At 37.2% G+C, this 21,101-nt stretch carries 17 protein-coding genes; 14 read left to right on the plus strand and 3 right to left on the minus strand.

Annotated features, from left to right (window positions below):
- The first annotated feature begins 19 nt into the window (after positions 1 to 19).
- Together ACH3PA_RS06745 and ACH3PA_RS06750 are read left to right on the plus strand one after the other, a co-directional pair.
- Positions 20 to 943: a PfkB family carbohydrate kinase gene (locus ACH3PA_RS06745; RefSeq protein ID WP_416445920.1), complete on the plus strand. Its 924-nt coding sequence runs from the start codon at positions 20 to 22 to the stop codon at positions 941 to 943.
- A 44-nt stretch (positions 944 to 987) separates the two neighbouring features.
- Complete coding sequence (locus ACH3PA_RS06750; protein WP_416445918.1) at positions 988 to 2,889, plus strand: amidophosphoribosyltransferase; 1,902 nt, start codon at positions 988 to 990, stop codon at positions 2,887 to 2,889.
- Between the two features lie 380 nt (positions 2,890 to 3,269).
- Here the strand turns inward: ACH3PA_RS06750 and ACH3PA_RS06755 are convergent, their stop codons facing one another.
- Complete coding sequence (locus tag ACH3PA_RS06755; protein ID WP_416445916.1) at positions 3,270 to 3,878, minus strand: superoxide dismutase; 609 nt, start codon at positions 3,876 to 3,878, stop codon at positions 3,270 to 3,272.
- A 165-nt stretch (positions 3,879 to 4,043) separates the two neighbouring features.
- On the opposite strand from ACH3PA_RS06755, the gene ACH3PA_RS06760 reads away from it, so the two are divergent.
- From ACH3PA_RS06760 to ACH3PA_RS06815, 12 genes are all read left to right on the plus strand, one after another.
- Positions 4,044 to 7,181 carry a UvrD-helicase domain-containing protein gene (locus ACH3PA_RS06760; protein WP_416445914.1) on the plus strand — a complete coding sequence of 1,046 codons (3,138 nt, stop codon included), beginning with the start codon at positions 4,044 to 4,046 and terminating at the stop codon, positions 7,179 to 7,181.
- Between the two features lie 301 nt (positions 7,182 to 7,482).
- Positions 7,483 to 8,862, plus strand: a complete 1,380-nt coding sequence (locus ACH3PA_RS06765; protein WP_416445912.1) for an OmpA family protein — start codon at positions 7,483 to 7,485, stop codon at positions 8,860 to 8,862.
- 70 nt (positions 8,863 to 8,932) lie between these two features.
- Entirely contained in the window at positions 8,933 to 11,644 is a 2,712-nt protein-coding gene (locus ACH3PA_RS06770; RefSeq protein ID WP_416445910.1) for a PD-(D/E)XK nuclease family protein, read from the plus strand.
- Positions 11,645 to 11,956: 312 nt separating this feature from the next.
- Entirely contained in the window at positions 11,957 to 12,814 is an 858-nt protein-coding gene (locus ACH3PA_RS06775) for an EboA domain-containing protein (protein ID WP_416445908.1), read from the plus strand.
- Positions 12,814 to 13,722, plus strand: a complete 909-nt coding sequence (locus ACH3PA_RS06780) for a TatD family hydrolase (protein WP_416445906.1) — start codon at positions 12,814 to 12,816, stop codon at positions 13,720 to 13,722. Before ACH3PA_RS06775 ends, ACH3PA_RS06780 begins: the two co-directional genes overlap by 1 nt.
- A complete protein-coding gene (gene eboC, locus ACH3PA_RS06785) occupies positions 13,723 to 14,613 on the plus strand; it encodes a UbiA-like protein EboC (protein WP_416445904.1) in 891 nt (296 codons plus the stop codon).
- Positions 14,614 to 14,625: 12 nt separating this feature from the next.
- Complete coding sequence (locus ACH3PA_RS06790) at positions 14,626 to 15,795, plus strand: 3-dehydroquinate synthase (protein WP_416445902.1); 1,170 nt, start codon at positions 14,626 to 14,628, stop codon at positions 15,793 to 15,795.
- Positions 15,796 to 16,986 (plus strand): metabolite traffic protein EboE, encoded by a 1,191-nt coding sequence (eboE, locus tag ACH3PA_RS06795; protein WP_416445900.1) that lies wholly within the window; start codon positions 15,796 to 15,798, stop codon positions 16,984 to 16,986.
- On the plus strand, positions 16,983 to 18,359 hold the full coding sequence (locus ACH3PA_RS06800; RefSeq protein ID WP_416445898.1) for an alkaline phosphatase family protein: 1,377 nt from the start codon (positions 16,983 to 16,985) through the stop codon (positions 18,357 to 18,359). The genes eboE and ACH3PA_RS06800 overlap by 4 nt, the downstream gene beginning before the upstream one ends.
- Before the next feature lie 2 nt (positions 18,360 to 18,361).
- Positions 18,362 to 18,715, plus strand: coding sequence for a transmembrane 220 family protein (locus tag ACH3PA_RS06805; protein ID WP_416445896.1), 354 nt, complete (start codon positions 18,362 to 18,364; stop codon positions 18,713 to 18,715).
- A gap of 269 nt (positions 18,716 to 18,984) precedes the next feature.
- A complete protein-coding gene (locus tag ACH3PA_RS06810; RefSeq protein WP_416445894.1) occupies positions 18,985 to 19,305 on the plus strand; it encodes a hypothetical protein in 321 nt (106 codons plus the stop codon).
- A gap of 83 nt (positions 19,306 to 19,388) precedes the next feature.
- Positions 19,389 to 19,766 (plus strand): MauE/DoxX family redox-associated membrane protein, encoded by a 378-nt coding sequence (locus ACH3PA_RS06815; protein ID WP_416445892.1) that lies wholly within the window; start codon positions 19,389 to 19,391, stop codon positions 19,764 to 19,766.
- A 116-nt stretch (positions 19,767 to 19,882) separates the two neighbouring features.
- On the opposite strand, the gene ACH3PA_RS06820 is transcribed toward ACH3PA_RS06815, so the two are convergent.
- Both ACH3PA_RS06820 and ACH3PA_RS06825 read right to left on the minus strand, forming a co-directional pair.
- Positions 19,883 to 20,500, minus strand: coding sequence for a hypothetical protein (locus ACH3PA_RS06820; protein WP_416445890.1), 618 nt, complete (start codon positions 20,498 to 20,500; stop codon positions 19,883 to 19,885).
- Complete coding sequence (locus tag ACH3PA_RS06825) at positions 20,501 to 21,013, minus strand: Pycsar system effector family protein (RefSeq protein WP_416445888.1); 513 nt, start codon at positions 21,011 to 21,013, stop codon at positions 20,501 to 20,503.
- Positions 21,014 to 21,101: the final 88 nt, after the last annotated feature.

Below are 21,101 nucleotides of genomic sequence, written 5' to 3' on the forward strand. Positions count from 1 at the left end.
ATTTGCAAAAATTTTTTGAATGAGCAAACTTTTGATTGTAGGCACCTGTGCCTTTGATGAAATTGAATCCCCTTTTGGTAAAACCGGTAAAATTTTAGGAGGTGCCGGCACTTTCATCGGGCTGGCTGCATCGCAGTTTAATGTAGACCCGGCTATAGTCTCTATTGTAGGAGACGATTTTCCACAAGAATATATCGATATTTTAGCTAATAAAGGCATTAATCTTGACGGTCTTGAGATCGTTGAGGGTGGAAAAACTTTTTTCTGGAAAGGTCTTTATCACAATGATCTTAATTCACGCGATACTTTAATAACAGAATTGAATACGCTGGCAGACTTTAATCCTAAAGTACCAGAAGCATATAAAAATTCTGACATAGTTATGTTAGGAAATCTGCATCCTTTAGTCCAACTAAGTGTGTTAGATCAAATGAATGCAAAACCTACGTTGGCAATTCTTGATACGATGAACTTCTGGATGGATAATGCTCTTGAAGATCTTAAAAAAGTAATTGCTCGTGTAGATGTTATTACAATTAATGACGCAGAGGCGAGACAGTTAACAGGAGAATATTCTCTTGTAACAGCTGCCCAAAAAATACACAAAATGGGACCTCAGTTTGTGGTGATAAAAAAAGGAGAGCATGGTGCTTTATTATTTAAAGACGAGCAAATATTCTTTGCCCCTGCTTTACCTTTAGAAGAGGTTTTTGATCCTACCGGCGCTGGCGACACCTTTGCAGGTGGTTTTGCCGGCTACATTGCAAGTACAGGAGATCATTCTTTTGAGAATATGAAACGAGCAATAATTTATGGCTCAAATCTTGCTTCCTTTTGTGTTGAGAAATTTGGCACAGAGCGGATGCTACATTTAACACAAGAAGAAATTAACAAGCGGCTGCTAAGGTTTAAGAGTCTTACGCAGTTTGATATTAAATTATAACCCCGCGCCCCAAAAATTTTGGGGCGTAATTTATTTATAGAGTTATGAGTGACGGTATTAAACATGAATGCGGAATTGCGGTTATTCGCCTTTTAAAACCTCTTGAGTACTATAAGGAGAAATACGGTAGTGCTTTTTACGGGGTCAACAAGATGTATCTAATGATGGAAAAACAGCACAACCGCGGTCAGGATGGTGCGGGTTTTGCCAGTATTAAACTAGATATGAAACCCGGTGAGCGCTACATAAGCAGACAGCGTTCTGTTGCGCAGCAGCCCATACAGGATATTTTTGCACAGATAAATTCACGCATCAATGACACATTAGCCGAAGCTACTCCAGAACAGGCAAATGATGTGGCATGGCAGAAGAGACATGTGCCTTACGTGGGCGAATTACTTCTGGGTCATGTGCGCTATGGCACTTTTGGTAAGAATAGCGTTGAGAGCGTTCATCCATTTTTGCGTCAAAACAACTGGATGCACCGTAACCTTATCGTTGCAGGTAACTTTAATATGACAAACGTATTTAAGTTGTTTGACAAATTGGTATCGCTGGGACAACATCCTAAAGAGAAAGCCGATACTATTACTGTGATGGAGAAGATTGGGCATTTTCTGGATGACGCTGTAGCGAAAGTTTACAAAAAGCTAAAAAAAGAAGGTTATTCAAAATTTGAAGCTTCACCACAGATCGCAGAGCGTCTAAACGTAGGTAAAATCTTAAAAAGAGCTTCAAAAGACTGGGATGGTGGCTATGTAATGGCCGGTCTATTAGGTCATGGAGATTCTTTTGTACTTAGAGATCCCGCAGGTATACGCCCTGCCTATTACTACAAAAATGATGAGATTGTTGTTGTAGCCAGTGAAAGACCGGTTATACAAACAGTATTCAATGCTCCTTTTGATGAAGTCATAGAGCTTGATCCCGGGCATGCGATTATCATTAAAAAAAGCGGAAAAACTTTAATAGAACAAATACAAGAGCCACTTGAGCGAAAAGCCTGTTCTTTTGAAAGAATATATTTCTCAAGAGGTAGTGATGCAGAAATTTACCAGGAACGTAAACTTCTGGGCAAACTTCTAATGCCAGAAGTGCTTAAAAGTATAGAGCACGATACGCAAAATACTGTTTTTAGTTACATTCCTAATACTGCAGAAACATCATTCTATGGTATGGTAGAAGCTGCACAGGAGGAACTCGACAAGCAAAAAATGGCTGAAATCCTAAGCCGAAAAGATACTCTTGACGAAGCTGGCCTACACGATATCCTGTCGTTAAAATTGCGAACTGAGAAAATAGCAATTAAAGATGTTAAGCTGCGTACCTTTATTACAGAAGACAGCAGCAGAGACGATCTTGTCGCACACGTTTACGATGTCACTTATGGCGTTGTTAAACCATCAGATACTTTAGTTATTATAGATGATAGTATTGTACGCGGTACTACACTTAAAAAGAGTATCATAAAAATGTTATCTAGACTTAATCCTAAAAAGATTGTTGTTGTCTCATCTGCACCACAGATTCGCTATCCAGATTGCTACGGCATCGATATGGCGCGTTTACAGGATTTTATCGCATTTAGAGCCGCAATAGATCTTCTTGAAGAACAAGGTAAGGAGGAGCTTATTGACATTGTTTATGAAAAATGTAAAGCTCAGGTAGATTTTGAAGATAAAGATGTGACCAATTATGTAAAAGATATTTACGCACCATTTACAGATGAAGAAATATCTGCAAAGATCGCAGAGCTTTTAAAAGATGAAACCATTAAACCAGAAGTAAGTGTTATTTATCAAAAGGTTGATAATCTACATAAAGCATGTCCTAAAAATTTAGGTGACTGGTACTTTACAGGAGACTACCCAACCCCTGGTGGTAACCGCGTTGTTAACCGTTCTTTTATCAATTATGTAGAAGGAAGTGTAGCAAGAGCATACTAAAACAGCATATTTTTGTGTACTTAATCTAAAAATTGGGCCGTTAGTCTAAAAGTTTTGGAAACTCGTAGAGTACTCCTTTATATTAGCAGAGCCATAGCATAAGTAGGTTAAGTTCATGGTAGATTTGGGGCAAAAAAGGTGGATCTTTCCACCTTTTTTATTTGGTCTAAATTGAAGCTAATTCTACAGTAGCGACTCAACTGATACTTCGTCATTCCTTAATCAAATCATACGTTTGCTTCCTAACGACCCGACTATTCTGCAAGAAACATTTCAATATCACTTCTGCTTTCAACTTATATAAGTAAAGTTTAGCAAAAGCCCTAAAACAAAAAGTCCGATCAATGACCGGACTTTCATATTTAAAAGGTTTTAAACTTTTATTTATTCTGAGCATATCTGCTGGAAACCTCTTCCCAATTAATTACATTAAAGAAAGCTTCAATGTAAGCAGGGCGTTGATTTTGATATTTTAAATAATAAGCATGTTCCCAAACATCAAGACCTAAGATTGGTGTACCACCACATCCTACATCTGGCATTAATGGGTTATCCTGATTTGCTGAAGAGCAGATCTCAAGTTTTCCGCCTTCATGTACACAAAGCCACGCCCATCCTGAACCAAATCTTGTTCCGGCAGCTTTGGTAAATTCATCCTTAAATGATTCAAAAGAACCAAATGCACTGCTAATAGCCTCAGCAAGTTCACCTGTAGGCTCCCCACCACCATCTGGAGACATAATTTCCCAAAAAAGGTTGTGGTTATAATATCCACCGCCATTATTTCGCACGGCAGTGTTAGTCATATCAAGATTTAAAAGAATATTCTCAATGGTTTTACCTTCTAAGTCTGTTCCTTCTATAGCTGCGTTAAGCTTGCTTGTATATCCTGCGTGATGTTTATCATGATGTACCTCCATAGTTTTTGCATCTATATGAGGTTCTAATGCATCTTTCGCATATTTTAATTCTGGTAAGTCAAATGCCATTTTATGAGTATTTACGTTAATTATTTATTTAGTTGGTTACCAAAGTTAAGCATAGTTGCCCGTGTAAAAAACCGTCTACTGTTATAATACTCTTAACTTTTAACATTAGTCTCTTTCTTTTTATTATTTATATTATTTTATATGGGTTTTGCTATCTTCGGGACTATGCAACTACCAGCTATCTCTATCTACAATGCTTCTGCCGGCGCGGGGAAAACATTTGCCCTCGTGCGCAATTACCTAATTATACTTTTAAAGAGTAATAATGAATTTAAATACCGAAATATACTTGCGATAACTTTCACTAACAAAGCGGTTGCTGAAATGAAATCTCGCATTATTAAAAACCTTCAGGAATTTAGTGAACCTACGATCGCGGAATCTCCCACTGCCATGTTTAACGAAATATCGGGCGCAACGGGCTTAAAATCGGAAGAAATCATCAAAAAATCGGAGCGAATTCTTAAAAATATTGTTCAGGATTACGCCTCTTTTGATGTTGTTACCATAGATAATTTTACACATCGTATTATACGCACATTTGCTTATGATCTTAGAATCCCGCAAAATTTTGAAGTTGAGCTAAACACGACAGAAGTTCTGGAGCAGGCTGTTGATAATCTTATAGAGAAAGCCGGAGAAGACAAACTCGTGACGCCTGTGCTTCTTGATTATGCATTAGAAAAAACAGACGATGATAAAAGCTGGGATATTTCTAAAGATCTTTACGATATTGGCAGATTACTTCTCAGCGAGAACGACCGCAGCTTTCTACAACTCTTAAAAGGAAAGTCACTACAGGATTTTTCAGCTTTAAAAAAGCATTTAGTTGATAAGATCAGAACGGTTTCTGAACACGTTAAAATAACAGCAACACAAACTCTCGAGTATATTGAACAACAAGGCTTAGAACCTGCAAATTTTAGTGGTAAATATCTCCCTAAAGCTTTAGAAAAGTGCTGTGACGGTAATTTCAACATAAACTTTCAGGCAGGATGGGCGCTTAATATTGAGAACCAGCCTTTGTACACAAAATCACAAAAGCAGCATATAAAAGCTATTATAGATGAAGCGGCTCCCACAATAGTGCGCGCTTTTAAAATCATACAGCATAATATACTTCAGATTTTACTTTTTGAAGAACTTTTAAAAAAACTTACTCCGTTATCGGTATTACAAGCTATAAATAACGAAGTACAAAAAATAAAGGCTGAAAAAAATCTCATTCTAATTTCCGATTTTAATGAACTTATCAATAAGAATATCGCCGGTCAACCTACGCCATTTATTTACGAAAGACTGGGCGAGCGATATCAACATTATTTTATAGATGAGTTTCAGGACACTTCGGTTCTACAGTGGGAAAACATGATTCCGCTGATTGATAATGCCGTGAGCGCAGAAAAAAAAGACGATATTCTCAACAGTCTTATGCTTGTGGGTGACCCAAAGCAAGCCATTTACAGATGGCGGGGCGGTTACGCAGAACAGTTTATCAAGCTCTCAGGTGATCACAACCCTTTCCAAAATCAAAATAAAGAAAGAATAGACCTCGAGTCTAATTACAGAAGCTATTCTGAGGTAATAAACTTCAATAATTCGTTATTTACGCAAGCTGCTGCCAGCCTTGAATTTGCAGATTATTCTAAGATTTACATCGAAGGCAATAGCCAGAAATTCAACGCAAAAACCGGCGGTTATGTTTCCATTTCTTTTGTAGAGGCAAAGACTAAAGAAGAAGCTATACCTCTTTATCTGGAGCAAACTTTAGCCCTTCTAGATGAAGCCAAGGTCAATTTCGCTTTAAGCGAAATATGTATTCTTGTGCGTAAAAATGATGAAGGTGTGGCTATTGCCCAATTTCTGCAGGAGAATAACATTCCTGTTGTTTCTAACGAAAGCCTTTTGATCAATCAATCTGCACAGGTACGGTTTATTGCTGCTGTATTACAATTTATTCTGCAACCAGATTCATCTGAGATTAGCATACAGATTTTAGAATATCTCGCTCTTGATCTCCTAAAATTAAAAGAACCGCATGAGTTTTATAGTTCACACCTTAAGCTAACAGGTCAACAGCTTTTTATAGCATTACAAGATTACAATATTGACTTTGATCTCGATCGTTGTGCACTATTGCCGCTTTATGAGGCCGTAGAATATATAATTAGATCGTTTGATCTTACAGACGGAGGTTCTCATATTCAGTTTTTTCTTGATAACGTTTTTGATTATACCCAGAAGAATGAGGCAGGAATTCATGGGTTTCTGGACTGGTGGGAAAAGAATAAAGAGCGTAAAAGTATAAGCACACCGCCTTCTACAAAAGCGGTGCAGGTGATGACAATTCATAAAGCTAAAGGCCTCGAGTTTCAGGTAGTAATTTATCCGTTCGCAGAAAGCGATCTATATCCAAGATCTGATAATACTAACTGGTATCGAACAGATCCCGAACAATTCTTAGGTTTTGAAACACTGCTTTTAAGTCAGAAAAAAGAATTATTGAATATTGATGAAAACACTGCTGCTCTTTACAATGCAAAAAGACAACAGCAACAACTTGACAACCTCAATATATTATATGTAGCACTTACACGAGCAGTCGAGCAACTTTATATTGTGTCTCGCTGTAGCGAAAGAAGCAAACCCGGCACAGAACCCACAACCTTTGCAGACATTTTAATTAACTATCTCGATGAGGCAGGACTTTGGAAAGATGATGCGAGATTATTTGATTTTGGTACTAAAAATCGCATTTCTAAACCCGAAAATCAGGCAAAAACCGATGAAAACCTCGATATTATCTCATCTGCAAAAGAAGAGCACAACATAATTGTGGTTACTCAGGCAGAACAATTATGGGATACTGCACGACAACAGGCAATATCTACTGGTAATATCATTCACGATATCATGGCTCAAATAGAAACCAGAGCTGAAATAGAAAACCAACTGGAACTGGCATATAAATCAGGCTTCATCACAGCAGAAGAACTGCCACTTCTCAAAAGAAATCTGCTGGGTCTAACATCGCGGCTTGAGGAAGAAGGCTTCTTTAATAAATCACACCATATATATAATGAACGTGACATATTATACCAAGGCGATGTACTACGGCCAGACCGTGTCGAGACAGATGTATCTAAAAAAGCATATTTATTAGATTATAAGACGGGAGCTCCTAACGATGCTCATAAAAACCAAATAAGTGGTTATGCAATAGCATTAGCAGATATGGGTTTTAAAGTAGAAAAAAAGGTAATTGTTTATCTTAACGAAGCGGAGCAACTCTTGGTTTTATAAGCCCTACATTTTACCACAATAAGGAAGTATAGACCGTATAGTTATTCTAATTTTCACAGAAAGCAAAATCTTAAAATAGCAGGGTTGTTAACATAATGGGCTTGAAAAGCTAACGCCGTTTTAAGACTTCAAAAAAGCGGGTGATTTTAAACGAAAATCTCTGAAAATCATTGATTAAATAGGTTATAACAGTATCTTATAACAGGCATTGTTTTAATAAAATTTTATTACTTTTAGCTTTGTTCATAATTTTTAACAACTTACTTTTGCTCTAATTAACACTTAAAATTAACTTTTGAATATGAAAAATCTTAGCAGATTACTATTGTTCGCTGCGCTAGTATTTTTAGGAACTAGTTCTGCGAATGCACAAGACGAAGATAATCCATGGGGAATTTCGATAGGCGTGAATGCCATTGACACTTATCCAGTTGGAGATGCTTTTCCAGACTTAAGAGGAGAATTCCTTGACGAATTTTACAATGTAGATGATCACTGGAATATTCTTCCTTCAGTATCAACACTTTCTGTAGGTCGTTATATAGGTGATGGCTTCGTATTAGGTGTACGTGGTTCTGTAAACAAATTAGACAAATTAGGAGATACAGAGGCTGATGATTTAGCATATTATGCTGTTGACGGTATGATCTCTTATAGCTTCCGCGACGCTCTTTTTGGCGAAGGTGGTTGGTTTGATCCTTACCTAGGAGTAGGTGGTGGTTACACATTTATTGGTGACATGTCTAGCTTTGGTACTGCAAACGGAACTGTAGGTCTTAAAATCTGGCTAAGTGAATCACTTAACTTAAACCTAAGCTCTACTTACAAGCATGCATTTGAAGATAGCTATACTAAGCACATGCAACACACTGCAGGTATTGGTTTCGCTTTTGGCGGAAAAGATACAGACGGTGATGGTATCTATGACAAGAATGATGAGTGCCCAGAAACTCCTGGTCTACCAGAATTCAACGGTTGCCCTGATACAGATGGTGATGGTATAAAAGATTCTGAAGATAACTGTCCTACAACTGCTGGTTTACCAGAATTTAACGGTTGTCCTGATACAGACGGTGACGGTATCGCAGATCCAGATGATGAGTGCCCAACTGAAGCTGGTACAGCTGCAATGAACGGTTGTCCTGATGCTGATGGTGATGGTGTTAAAGATGCAGATGATAACTGTCCTAATGAGGCTGGTCCTGCTGCTAACAACGGTTGTCCTTACGAAGATAAAGATAACGATGGTGTATTAGACAAAGATGATGAGTGCCCAGAAGTTGCTGGTACTGTTGCTAACAACGGTTGTCCTGAAGTAACTGTAGAGGTTCTTGAAGAAATCAACGTTCAAGTACGTTCAGTATTATTTGATCTTAACAAAGCAACTATCCGTCAAGAGTCTTACGAAACTCTTAACCAAGTAGCTGAAACTATGAAAGAATACTCTAATACAAGATTCTTAATAGAAGGTCACACAGATAGTACTGGTAGCGATAAGTATAACATGGAACTTTCTGACAAGCGTGCTGCTTCAGTACGTGAGTACTTAACAAGCCAGGGTATCCCTGCAGATCGTTTATCTTCTCAAGGTTTTGGTGAGACAAGACCAGTTGCAAGCAACGCTACTGCTGCCGGAAGACAGAAAAACAGAAGAGTTGAGCTTTCTCTTATAGAAGAATAATTCTATAAATAGAAACCATAATATTTGAGAAAACGCCCTGATTAATCAGGGCGTTTTTTATTTTTAGTCTATGATAACATTCATAGAAGAAGTACTAGATGATGTCTTAAAAAATCATTCTGATGTCACTCAACTTACATTTATACTTCCCTCTAAACGAGCAGGAACATTCCTAAAAAAGAAGCTAGCCGCTAAGCTTCATACCTCTACATTTTTACCACGCATACTTGCGATCGAAGACCTAATTGCAGACATTTCAAAACTGACTCTGGCGACTTCTACCCAGCTACAGCTGGAACTATACCATATTTACAGGCAGGAAAACGCTCAAAATTCAGATTCTTTTCTAGAATTTCTTGGTTGGGGACAAACATTAATAGGTGACTTTAATGAGATTGACAGATATCTAATTCCCACTCACGATTTCTTTAATTATCTCACAGCCGTGAAAGAACTCAACCATTGGTCTACAGATGAAACACCATCAGATCTGGTTACTAATTATCTCTCATTCTGGCGCGCAATAGAAAAGTATTACCATAGCTTCTCAACACACCTACGCGAAAAAGGCATCGGTTATCAAGGCATGCTTTATAAAGAATCTGCACGTAAAACAGATCATTATGCTTCTAAGCAAACTGGCTTTTTTGTCTTTGCAGGTTTTAATGCACTCAATGCTGCAGAGCAAAAAATTATACAGTCATTTCTTAATATTGATAAAGCCGAAATCTACTGGGATATAGACAACAAATTTCTCAATGACGAGAAACATGTCGTCAATACGTTCATCAAAGATTATCGCAAAAACTGGTCTTATTATAAGAACCACGATTTTAAAGGCAGCTCTTCGTATTTTGAACAGTCTAAAAAAATTAAAGCCGTTGCCGTTTCTCAAAACATTGGGCAGGTAAAATATGTGGGGCAATTATTAAAAGATCTCAGCAACCAGGAACTTACTGAAACAGCAATTGTTTTAGGCAGTGAGACACTCCTATTGCCATTGCTTAATTCGCTGCCAGAAAATGTAAAGAACCTCAATGTCACAATGGGTCTGCCGCTTAATCAGGTTCCTGATGCAGCTTTTTTTGAGAACTGGTTCACAATGCAAATTAACTCGCGAGACGGGCACTTTTTCTATAAAGATGTTCTTGCCTTATTAGGACAACCATATACTCAACTTTTGTTACAAGGCCAACATCAACATCTAAGAGATCATATTTTAAAAAATAATCTCATCTACATTACTCAAACCGACTTTGAGCAGATCTGGAACAACCCCCAGACTAAGGCAACGAAGTATTTATTCAGTCCGTGGCAAAATAAGATATCTCAAAGTCTCAACAGTGTACTTTTATTGATCAATGAGATTAAAGAAATACTTCTGCCGCAAAAAAACTGGATTCAGCTTGAATACCTCTATGCCTTTCTTAAAATATTTGAACAACTTAAAAATCTTTGTTTAGACTACAACTACATCAATGATATAAAAACGCTACAGCGCTTTTATAAAGAGTTGCTGGCGGTAGAAACAGTAGATTTTAAAGGAGATCCTTACACTGGCCTACAGATCATGGGTGTGCTTGAATCACGTGTACTTGATTTTAAAAACATTATTGTCACTTCGCTAAATGAAGGTGTACTTCCTTCTGGTAAGAGTCAGAACAGCTTTATTCCTTTCGATCTTAAATTAGACTATAAACTACCTACTTATCGCGAGAAAGATGCAGTTTATGCCTATCACTTCTTCAGATTACTGCAAAGAGCATCAAACGTGCATTTGTTATACAACAATCAGGCAGACGGCTTAAATAGTGGTGAGAAAAGTAGATTTCTCTTACAGCTCGCCACAGATAAAAATGCGGTGTACAACTTCACAGAATCATCAGCGAGTGCAAAAGTGACATTGCACAAACACGAGCTTAAACAGATCGATAAGACACCGGCAATAATAGAGGCTTTAAAAAAACATGCTAACTACGGCTTGTCTCCGTCAGCATTGACCACATATATACGCAACCCTATTGATTTTTACTACAAATATGTTTTGGGTATAAATGAACTGGATGATGTTGAAGATATTGTGGCTTACAATACGCTTGGTACAATTGTTCATCAGGCTCTGGAAGAATTATATACGCCTTATCTAAATACGATTTTATCTAAAGAAATTCTTCTTAAGCTTTTAAAATTAGTACCGCAATTTGTGGAAGATCAGTTTGCTAAAGAATATAATCTGGCAAACATCAAAACAGGTAAAAACCTCATCATTTTTCATGTAGCTCAGCAATTTGTAAAGAATTTTATTAAATCTGAAATAAGCCAATTAGATGCCGGTAACGAGATCATTATTAAAAGTCTTGAGAAAAAATACAAAGTCCCGTTTACCGTTGGCGATACCACGATACACTTAAAAGGAACTGTAGATCGCATAGATCGTTTTAACGGAACAACACGCGTTTTAGACTATAAAACCGGCAAAGTAATCGCTGGAGAATTAAAAATTTCTGAATGGGAATTATTAACTTCAGATTATAAAAAACACGGTAAGGCTTTTCAGGTTCTGTGTTATGCCTTGATGCTCTCAAAAGAATCAGATTCTCATCAGGACGTTGAAGCAGGCATAATTTCATTTAAAAATCTTAGCGCCGGTTTTATGAGTTTTGAAGAAAACAGGAATAAGCTTATTTCAAAAGAGATATTATTAAAATTTGAAGAACATTTACAATCATTGGTTGTAGAAATTCTCAATATCGACATCCCATTTATTGAGAAAGAAGTTTAAAAACCCGGGTTTATAGGCTAAAAATCGCTTTTCTAGGCTAAAAAACTGGCTGTAGAATTCTAATCTGGGGTGAAAATTCAGCATTCAAACCAGTGGTAAATTATTACTTGCATGAATACAAAAAAGACAAGACACTTTTAAAGTTGGTTAAAGGGCATTTACATTTAAGTTTTGTACTTTTCTAGCATATTACGCAGGTGAATATTTATAAATTGAATATGACCAAACAACCTGAAAAACCAGTATAATTTGAGCGTATTTCGCTCGTTATTAACCGAATTTAAGCCTGCGAATACAAATCAATTTACATTTATGAAATTGAAACAAACCAGCACACAATTATCAAATCTCTTATCTGGATCACTGCCAGATAAAACGTTTAACTGGCTCGAAGAAAAAATTGAACTTGTTGCCAGAGAAAAATCTACTAAAGAGCTTTTTCTAACGTACAGCTTACTTTCTTCTAAAATTGATAAAACGCAGGAAGTGGTCTATACCACATCTACAGACCTGGTGAAATACCTGCAGAATCATGATGCAAATTATCTTGAAATTAGCAGGTTGTATTTACTGGTTAAAATACTTGAGATAGATCCTGATTTTTTCACACCCAAGGTCGCAAATATCATTCAGGTGGCAGACAAGACTGAACTGGCAACATTTTTAAGATATCTGGCAATTTTGCCTAATGCCAAAGATTTTAAGCATACTGCTGTAGATGCTTTACGCACAAATATAGCATCGGTTTTTAATGCGATTGCACTTAAGAATCCGTATCCGGGTTTATATTTTTCTGAAAAGCAATGGAACCAGATGTATCTTAAAACTGCTTTTATGCAGGGCGATCTTTCTCAAATAGAAGATGTTGATGATCGTGCAAATGCTGATCTTGCAAGAATAATTTCAGACTATGCACATGAACGCTGGGCGGCGGGTCGTGAGATTGAACCGTATTTCTGGAGACCTGTTTCAAACTTTATAGAAGGTGAACTTTATAAAGACATGCAACATTTACTGGCAAGCGAGAACAAGATCGAGAATAAAGCAGCAGCTTTATGTTGTTATTATTCAGAGAAAAAAGAAGCAAAAGAGTTAATACAAAATCACCCAAATCTAAAAAGCCAGATCGAGAATAAAGATCTAAACTGGCAAAACTTAAAAGATCAATAATGGAAGATAAAATGAAATTTATAGATCCACACGTGCACATGACCTCTAGAACGACAGATGATTATGAGGCAATGGCAGCAGCGGGTATTGTGGCGATAATAGAACCATCTTTCTGGCTGGGACAACCCAGAACTCAGGTAGGTTCATTTCAGGATTATTATAGCAGTCTGGTAGGCTGGGAACCTTTTCGCGCAAGCCAATTTGGTATACATCACTATTGCACAATTGGTCTCAATTCTAAAGAGGCAAACAATGAAGCTTTAGCAGAGCAGGTGATAGAATTGCTCCCTCTATATGTGCATAAAGAGAATGTTGTCGCTATTGGCGAAATAGGTTATGACGACCAGACAGAAGCTGAAGATAAGTATTTTAGAATGCAGCTTGATATGGCTAAAGAGCTTGACATGACAGTACAAATTCATACGCCACATCGCGATAAAAAAGCAGGCACCATTAAAAGTATGGAGGTTTGTCTTGAACATGGTCTTGACCCTGCAAATGTGATCATAGACCACAACAATGAAGAAACTGTAAAAGAAGTGCTAGATCGTGGTTTTATCGCTGCTTTCACTATTTACCCCAATACAAAAATGGGCAATGAGCGTATGGTAGAAATTGTTAAACAATATGGTAGTCATCATATAATTGTAGACAGTTCTGCAGACTGGGGAGTAAGTGATCCGCTTTCTGTGCCTAAAACTGCTTCACTCATGTTGAAACGTGGTATTGCAAGAGAAGATGTTATTAAAACGTGTTATCAAAATGCTTTAGATGCTTTTGGTAAAAACGGAAAAATGAATGAAAGCGTGTGGAAGGACAAAGAAGGTATTGATCAAACCGAACTTTTTAATGATAATAGTGTGCTACGCGGTCAAAAACCTCGCGTAGATAATGATAAGATTGTTTAAATGAACCCGGTTTTAAAAGGATATTTAAGACTCACCCGCCCGGCAAATTTACCTACAGCTGCTGCAGATGTTATTGCAGGTATTGCTATAGCAGGTTTATTTATTGAGCCAGACACTTTTTATGTCTTGATTAATGAAGTGATTGCTCTTGTACTCGCTTCGGTGTGTTTATATGCCGGTGGTGTGGTTCTAAATGACTTCTTTGATTATGAGTTAGACGTTGTCGAGCGTCCAGAAAGGCCAATCCCCAGCGGATTAATAAAACTTAAAAACGCCGCGATTTTAGGTGGTTTTTTACTGTTTTTAGGGGTTTTTCTGGCGTTTTTTGTAAATGCTTTGTGTGGCTTTATTGCTTTAGCTTTGGCTATAGCCATATTACTTTATGACAAGTTTGCTAAACACAATGCTTTTTTAGGACCTGTAAATATGGGCGTGTGCAGAGGTTTAAACTTACTTCTGGGTATCGCCATTTTAGGAGAACTAAATCACTGGTATTTCTCTATCATACCTATTTTATACATTGCCGCAATCACACTTATAAGCCGTGGTGAAGTACATGGTGACAATAAGAAACATATAATTCTGGCAGGTTTATTATACGCCGTTGTAATATGCGCGATTACAGGACTATTCCTGAGTCATGATCACAACATCCTGCCTGCCATTCCGTTTATAATCCTATTTGCAATTATGATCTATAGGCCGCTTATAGCTGCCTATAAAGAAAATTCTCCTCAAAATATTAAAAAAGCCGTAATTGCAGGAGTGCTATCGCTTATAATCCTTGATGCCTCTGTGGCTGTAGGATTTTCTCAATGGTGGTTAGGCATTGCTGTTTTACTGTTATTGCCGTTATCTATGTTATTATCAAGATTATTTGCGGTTACTTAAAAATTTCAAATTATGAACTTTACCCCAATAGAACAAACGTTCACTATAAAGTACGATTATAAATTACACTTTACTCAGGGACTCTTTAATCAGGAGAATGCACTATTTGTAGACCTTATTAAAGCCTACAAACCCAATAAAAAAGTAAAGTTGCTCTTTGTGATCGATGATGGTGTAAAATTTCACCATCCTGATCTTGATAGCCAGATAGCTGCTTACTGTAAAAAGTATGATTCTCAGCTGCAGCATACTGCAACTATTGTTGTTAAAGGCGGCGAAAGCAGTAAGAGCAATCCTGCACATGTAGAAGAAGTTATAGAAGCGATTAATGAAAACAAGATCTGCAGACATTCTTTTGTAATCGCAATTGGCGGTGGTGCACTGGTAGACATGGCGGGTTATGCAGCAACAATTGCACATCGCGGAGTAAAATTAATTCGAATTCCAACGACTGTTTTGGCTCAAAACGATGCTGCAGTTGGCGTAAAAAATAGCGTAAATGCTCTTAATAAAAAGAACTTTTTAGGAACGTTTGCAACTCCATATGCGATTATCAACGACAGTGATTTTTTGCTTACTTTAGAATTTCGTGATTGGATCTCAGGTATTGCAGAAGCTGTAAAAGTTGCCCTAATTAAAGATAAATCGTTCTTTGAAGAGGTAGAAAATAATGCTTCCGCTTTATGCGAAAGAGAAATGGAGCCCATGCAGCATCTTATTTATAGATGTGCGCAACTTCACATGCATCACATTGCACAGGGTGGCGACCCTTTTGAAAGCGGTTCTTCCAGACCTCTCGATTTTGGTCATTGGGCTGCACACAAACTGGAAGCCATAACAAATTATAACGTGCGCCACGGTGAAGCTGTAGCTATAGGTATGGCGCTAGATCTAACTTATGCACATCTTATTGGTCTAATTGAAGAAAGTACTTTAAAACGCATCATTAAAGTTTTAGAAGAAGTAGGATTCAGTTTAGGTATTCCGCTTGATAGCGAATTGCAATACGAAGAACTTCTAAACGGCATCGAAGAGTTTAGAGAGCATTTAGGCGGTGAACTTACGATAACCTTGATTTCAGAAATAGGTGTAAAACACGATGTGCACGAGATCGATTATGGTAAAATGCGCCAAGCAATGAGCATGCTCAATGAATTCAGCACCAATAAATTATCTGTTTAAATGCTGGTAAACAATAAATTTCATCTTACCTATTGTACAAATGTTCACCCTGGCGAAAACTGGGATCTCACATTTAAGAGCCTTAAAGAATACGTTCCCGGCATAAAAAATAGCCTAACAGAAGATAAATTCGGGCTGGGACTGCGATTATCAAATAAAGCAAGCGAAGAACTGGGCACCGGCGATGTGCTTAATGGTTTTAAAAAGTGGCTTGATGATAATGATATCTATGTGTTTACTATGAATGGTTTCCCTTACGGGAATTTTCATAATGAGCGCGTTAAAGATCTGGTTCACGCTCCAGACTGGACTACAGATGAGCGTGTGATTTATACTAAACGCCTTGCAGACCAACTAGCGATATTGCTGCCTAACGATCTTGATGGTGGCATTTCAACCTCTCCCATAAGTTACAGACATTGGCACAAAACAGAAGATGCCACAAACAATGCTTTTGAAAAAGGCGCAGAAAATCTAAGTCAGCTTATTGTGCATTTACATGAGCTTGAAGAACGCACAGGTAAATACATACATCTAGATATTGAGCCAGAACCTGACGGAATGCTGGAGAATAGCGATGAATTTTTACAGTTTTTCAGCGATTATCTTTTACCTATAGCTATAGATCATTTAAAGCAGGAATTAGGAAGCGACTCGCGCAAGGCGAAAGAACTTATTTACCGGTACATCACCATTTGCTATGATGTTTGCCATTTTTCTCTGGCGTATGAAGAACCTAAAGAAACCCTTCAAAAGCTAGCAGAAAACGGGGTAAAAGTGGGTAAAATCCAGGTGAGTTCTGCATTAAAAATTTTGTTTAACAAAGGTGACAATGAGGAAATTTGGGAAACACTGGCCCAGTTTAATGAGCCCGTTTACCTGCATCAGGTAACCCAGTTAATTGATGGCAACGTAAAAACCTTTAACGATCTGCCCGATATTTTAGCTAAAAAAGCCGATTTTGAGGAGCTGCGGGCACATTTTCATGTTCCACTATTTTTAGAAAAATACGGAGCACTTTACTCAACACAAGATCACATTTTAAAAGTTATAGCGTACTTAAAAGATCATGCGGTAACAAATCACCTTGAAGTAGAAACCTATACCTGGGATGTGCTTCCGGCAGAATTAAAGACAGATCTGGGTGAGTCTATAACAAGAGAATTAGGATGGCTAACCGAAAAACTATGAAGAAAACAGTCGTTATAAATATTGTAGGGTTAACACGCAGACTCATAGGCGACCACACGCCTTTTATAAAATCATTTTTAGAAAAAGGCAGTTCTGCAGTCATAGAACCCGTTCTTCCTGCCGTAACCTGCTCTACGCAATCTACCTACTTAACAGGTAAATGGCCATCTGAACATGGTGTTATAGGTAACGGCTGGTTTAATAAAGAGCAGCAGGAAATTCAATTTTGGAAACAGTCTAATAAACTGGTAGAAAGTGAAAAAATCTGGGAAAAACTAAAAAAAATCGACCCAACTTTTACTTGTTCTAATATGTTCTGGTGGTACAATATGTATTCTAGCGTAGATTACAGTGCCACACCGCGACCTAATTATCTGGCAGACGGCAGAAAGATTCCAGACTGTTACACGTATCCTTCAGAGTTGCGCGATACGCTACAGAGTGAGTTAGGCACATTCCCGTTGTTTTCTTTCTGGGGACCAAAAACTTCTATAAAATCTACTCGCTGGATAGCTGATGCTTCTATACGAACAGATGAAATGCACGACCCAACGCTCACGCTGATTTACCTTCCACATCTGGATTATAATTTGCAAAAATTTGGTTTAGATTTTAGTATAATAGGCAAAGACCTCAACGAAGTAGATGCAGAGGTCAAGAAACTTGTAACCTATTATGAACAGAAGAATGCAAACATTATTCTACTTTCAGAATATGGCATTACAGATGTAAATAACCCAATACACATCAATAGAATTCTAAGAAAAGAAGGTTATCTCGACATACGCATTGAGCGCGGCCTCGAACTTCTGGATGCAGGTGCCAGCGATGCGTTTGCAGTTTCAGATCATCAGATCGCGCATGTATACCTAAAAGATATTTCGCTTAAAGCGAAAATAAAAGATCTATTAAAAAAGGTTGATGGTATTGAGCAGGTTCTAAGCGATGAAGAACTTGAGAAGGCGCATATTGATCATGATCGCTGCGGAGATATAGTTGTGGTTGCCGATAAGAATTCATGGTTTACCTATTACTTCTGGGAAGATGACAACAAAGCTCCAGATTATGCGCGTATGGTAGACATTCACAAAAAACCGGGTTATGATCCTGTTGAATTATTGACAGACCCCAACGATAAATTAGTTATGCCAAAAGTAGCGTTGAAGTTACTCAAGAAAAAAGCCGGTTTTCGTTCAGTTTTAGATATTATTCCGTTAGATGCGAAATTGGTAAAAGGCTCGCATGGCCGCAAACCAGAGGAGGTTGATGATTATCCTGTTTGTATAACGAATAAATCTGCCGCATTTAACAAACCTGCTTTGCAACCCACACAGATTTTTGAAATTATAGAGAATCATGTCTTAAATACATAGCCATGAAAACATTATTCAAAATTTTTGCACTTGGTTTTGCGATACTCTTTGCCTGGGCGGCTTACTTACAAAACAATGACCCCGATTCTTTTTTGTGGTATCTCATTTATGGCTCTGCAGCTCTAGCGTGTATTTCATTTATCTTTCACAAACTGCATTTTGCTATCGCACTTGTTCTTGCAATTGTTTTTTTGATAGGTGCAATTTATAATTGGCCGGCTCAATTTGAAGGTGTTAGCATAGGCTCAGGAGAAATTGAAAATATAGAACGCGGCAGAGAATCTTTAGGTCTGCTTATAAACGCTGTGGTGATGGCTATTCTAGCCTGGCGTATCAATCTGCAGCGTAAACTTTAGTTTTCAAATAGCGGCTTGCGCACTCCTCCCGGTAAATAAAAATGAAGTTTTAGAGATTTAACACTCGCTTTACGGTTTCCCGTAAAGAACTCCCGTTTAACCTTAGTAATATTGATCATTCATTAGTATTAATGGATGAGGGGAATGCATTAGGCACATGTAAAAATGTGCCTTTTGCTATTTTAGGACTTTACGGTTTCCCGTAAAGAGAAACGGAATTTAACTTGTACTTTTAACATAGTTATAACGTTTCTCTCATCCTCTAAATTATGAATCCATTAATCTGTGTTTTGGTTTTTATTCTTGTATTAAGATCAATTATAGAAGGAAATTTAAAAAAATGGAATGCTGGCGGTGCGCTTCACGCATCTCTCATTGTAGAGTGGAAAGCTGCTTCAGAACACAACAAACTAGCAACTTGCTATGACTTACTCGCCCCAGATCATGGCGCTCTAACATTACTGGAACTTCGTGCTCTTTCTGAAGAATTAAAAATTCAAATTGATGAAGCAGTTGCAGACGATAAAAGTATGGACAATTACAAAGTGAAAGAAATTGCAGCGATGTGCCTCGTGTTAATGGAAAATTGAGACCTGTAAAATCTAAAAGCTTTGTTTATATTTTATTTCCTGAAGGTTTTAATATTAAATGTACTTTAGTTAAAACTAAACCAATGAAAAATAAAATTCTATTTGTCGTATGTCTTCTATTCGGGCTAATGTTTATCAATGCGGGACTCAACAAATTTTTAAATTACATGCCAATGCCAGAAGACATGCCGGAAGAAAGCATAAAACTTATGACGTTTTTTGCAGAAATAGGCTGGTTACTTCCCCTTACAGGTCTAGTTGAAGTTTTAGGTGGTATTCTTTTTATCATACCTAAATTTAGAGCATTGGGAGCTATTATCATTCTTCCGGTAATGATAGGAATCCTTCTTATAAATATTATCAACATTCCCTCTGGACTACCTATAGCCGCAGTTCTTTTTATAATTAATATTTGGGTTCTTTTTGAGAATCGTAAAAAGTATAAAGCTTTGATAGATTAGAAAAACCTATTTAGGTCTTATCACACTTCTATATGCACAAGACATTTTACATCTTGCCTTTGACTATGCATTTAAATTTTATTGCACAGGGAAGATGAAATAGAATCTAAACTGTACTAGTGGGGGTGCTTTTCTGCCTTTAAAACCGAGTTTTTAAGCTCTTTTATGCGTTTTTCTTTGTTAGGTTGTCTGTTCTTAATTGCAAACTGGGTATGATATGTATGTCGCTCAAGAAATTTAATCTGCACTTTATCCCACTCCAGTTTTGAATCTATCATAGATCTAAATTGTAATTCTTTAAAAAGCTGATCACTTATGGGGTAGAAATCTGATCTGCCTAAATAGTCAAGATCTGAATCACAAATTATTTTTTCCAGATGTGTAGCCGGCAACTGGGGTATACGAGTAGCCATTATTAAACCTTTCACTTTACAAATGTCTTGCTCACTAAAGTCAAACTCTTCCATCAAACTTATGGCTATGTTGCTGCTAACTTCTTCATGATCTACATATTTTTTTGTAAATCCTGTGTCATGAAAGAAAACCGCGATCCTCAATAATTTAGCATCTTCTGTATTGATATTTTCTCTCTTAATGTAATTATTGCTTGTGTTTAAAACATCTAAAGTATGCGTAAGACTATGATAATATAAACCTTTGGGCAGTTCTGAATTTAATATCTCGAGCGCTCTTTTTCTCAATTTGTAATATCCGTTCATTCCTTCTAATTCCAATTAAGCGTATAATTTTATTACCCATAAAATATTTGTGAGTACTATAAATAGAAAACTCAAGACAAAATACCTGATGGCGAGGTGAACACTTTTAAATTTTTGGTCTATAATCTTGCTCTCAGCATGTATTTGTTCACTTAACTGAACAAATAGCTCTTCTTCACGCTCGCATACTTCTAGAAGGCGTTTAGAATATTCTTTTGTATCTCCAAAGGCATAAACAGCATCTCTAAAGAAGAAAACATTGGGAGTATATTTTAATTCTATTTGCGGTCTAAAGCATTTAAAGCAATGAAAAATAGATAAAAGAACAGATAAAAACCAGAGTAAAGCGAGAACTATAAATGCATTAGTCTGTAAAAATATGGGTTTCAATTCTTCAAGATTATCTACAAAAAACCCTAAAATGAGGCCGTGAAAAGAAAAAACCACCCCTGCCTTAAATTCTGATGCTCGTATAAGTTTCTCCAGGCGCTCCAGTTGCTCCCAGTAATTATTAGAGTCTTGTATCATACATTTGGCTGTTATAGCGTTATTTTTAAACACTAAATTGTCCTAAGAACTTCATTTTAAATATACTATAAAAAATCGACGTATTTAT

This window comes from Leeuwenhoekiella sp. A2 (assembly GCF_047946655.1).
Lineage (GTDB): Bacteria > Bacteroidota > Bacteroidia > Flavobacteriales > Flavobacteriaceae > Leeuwenhoekiella.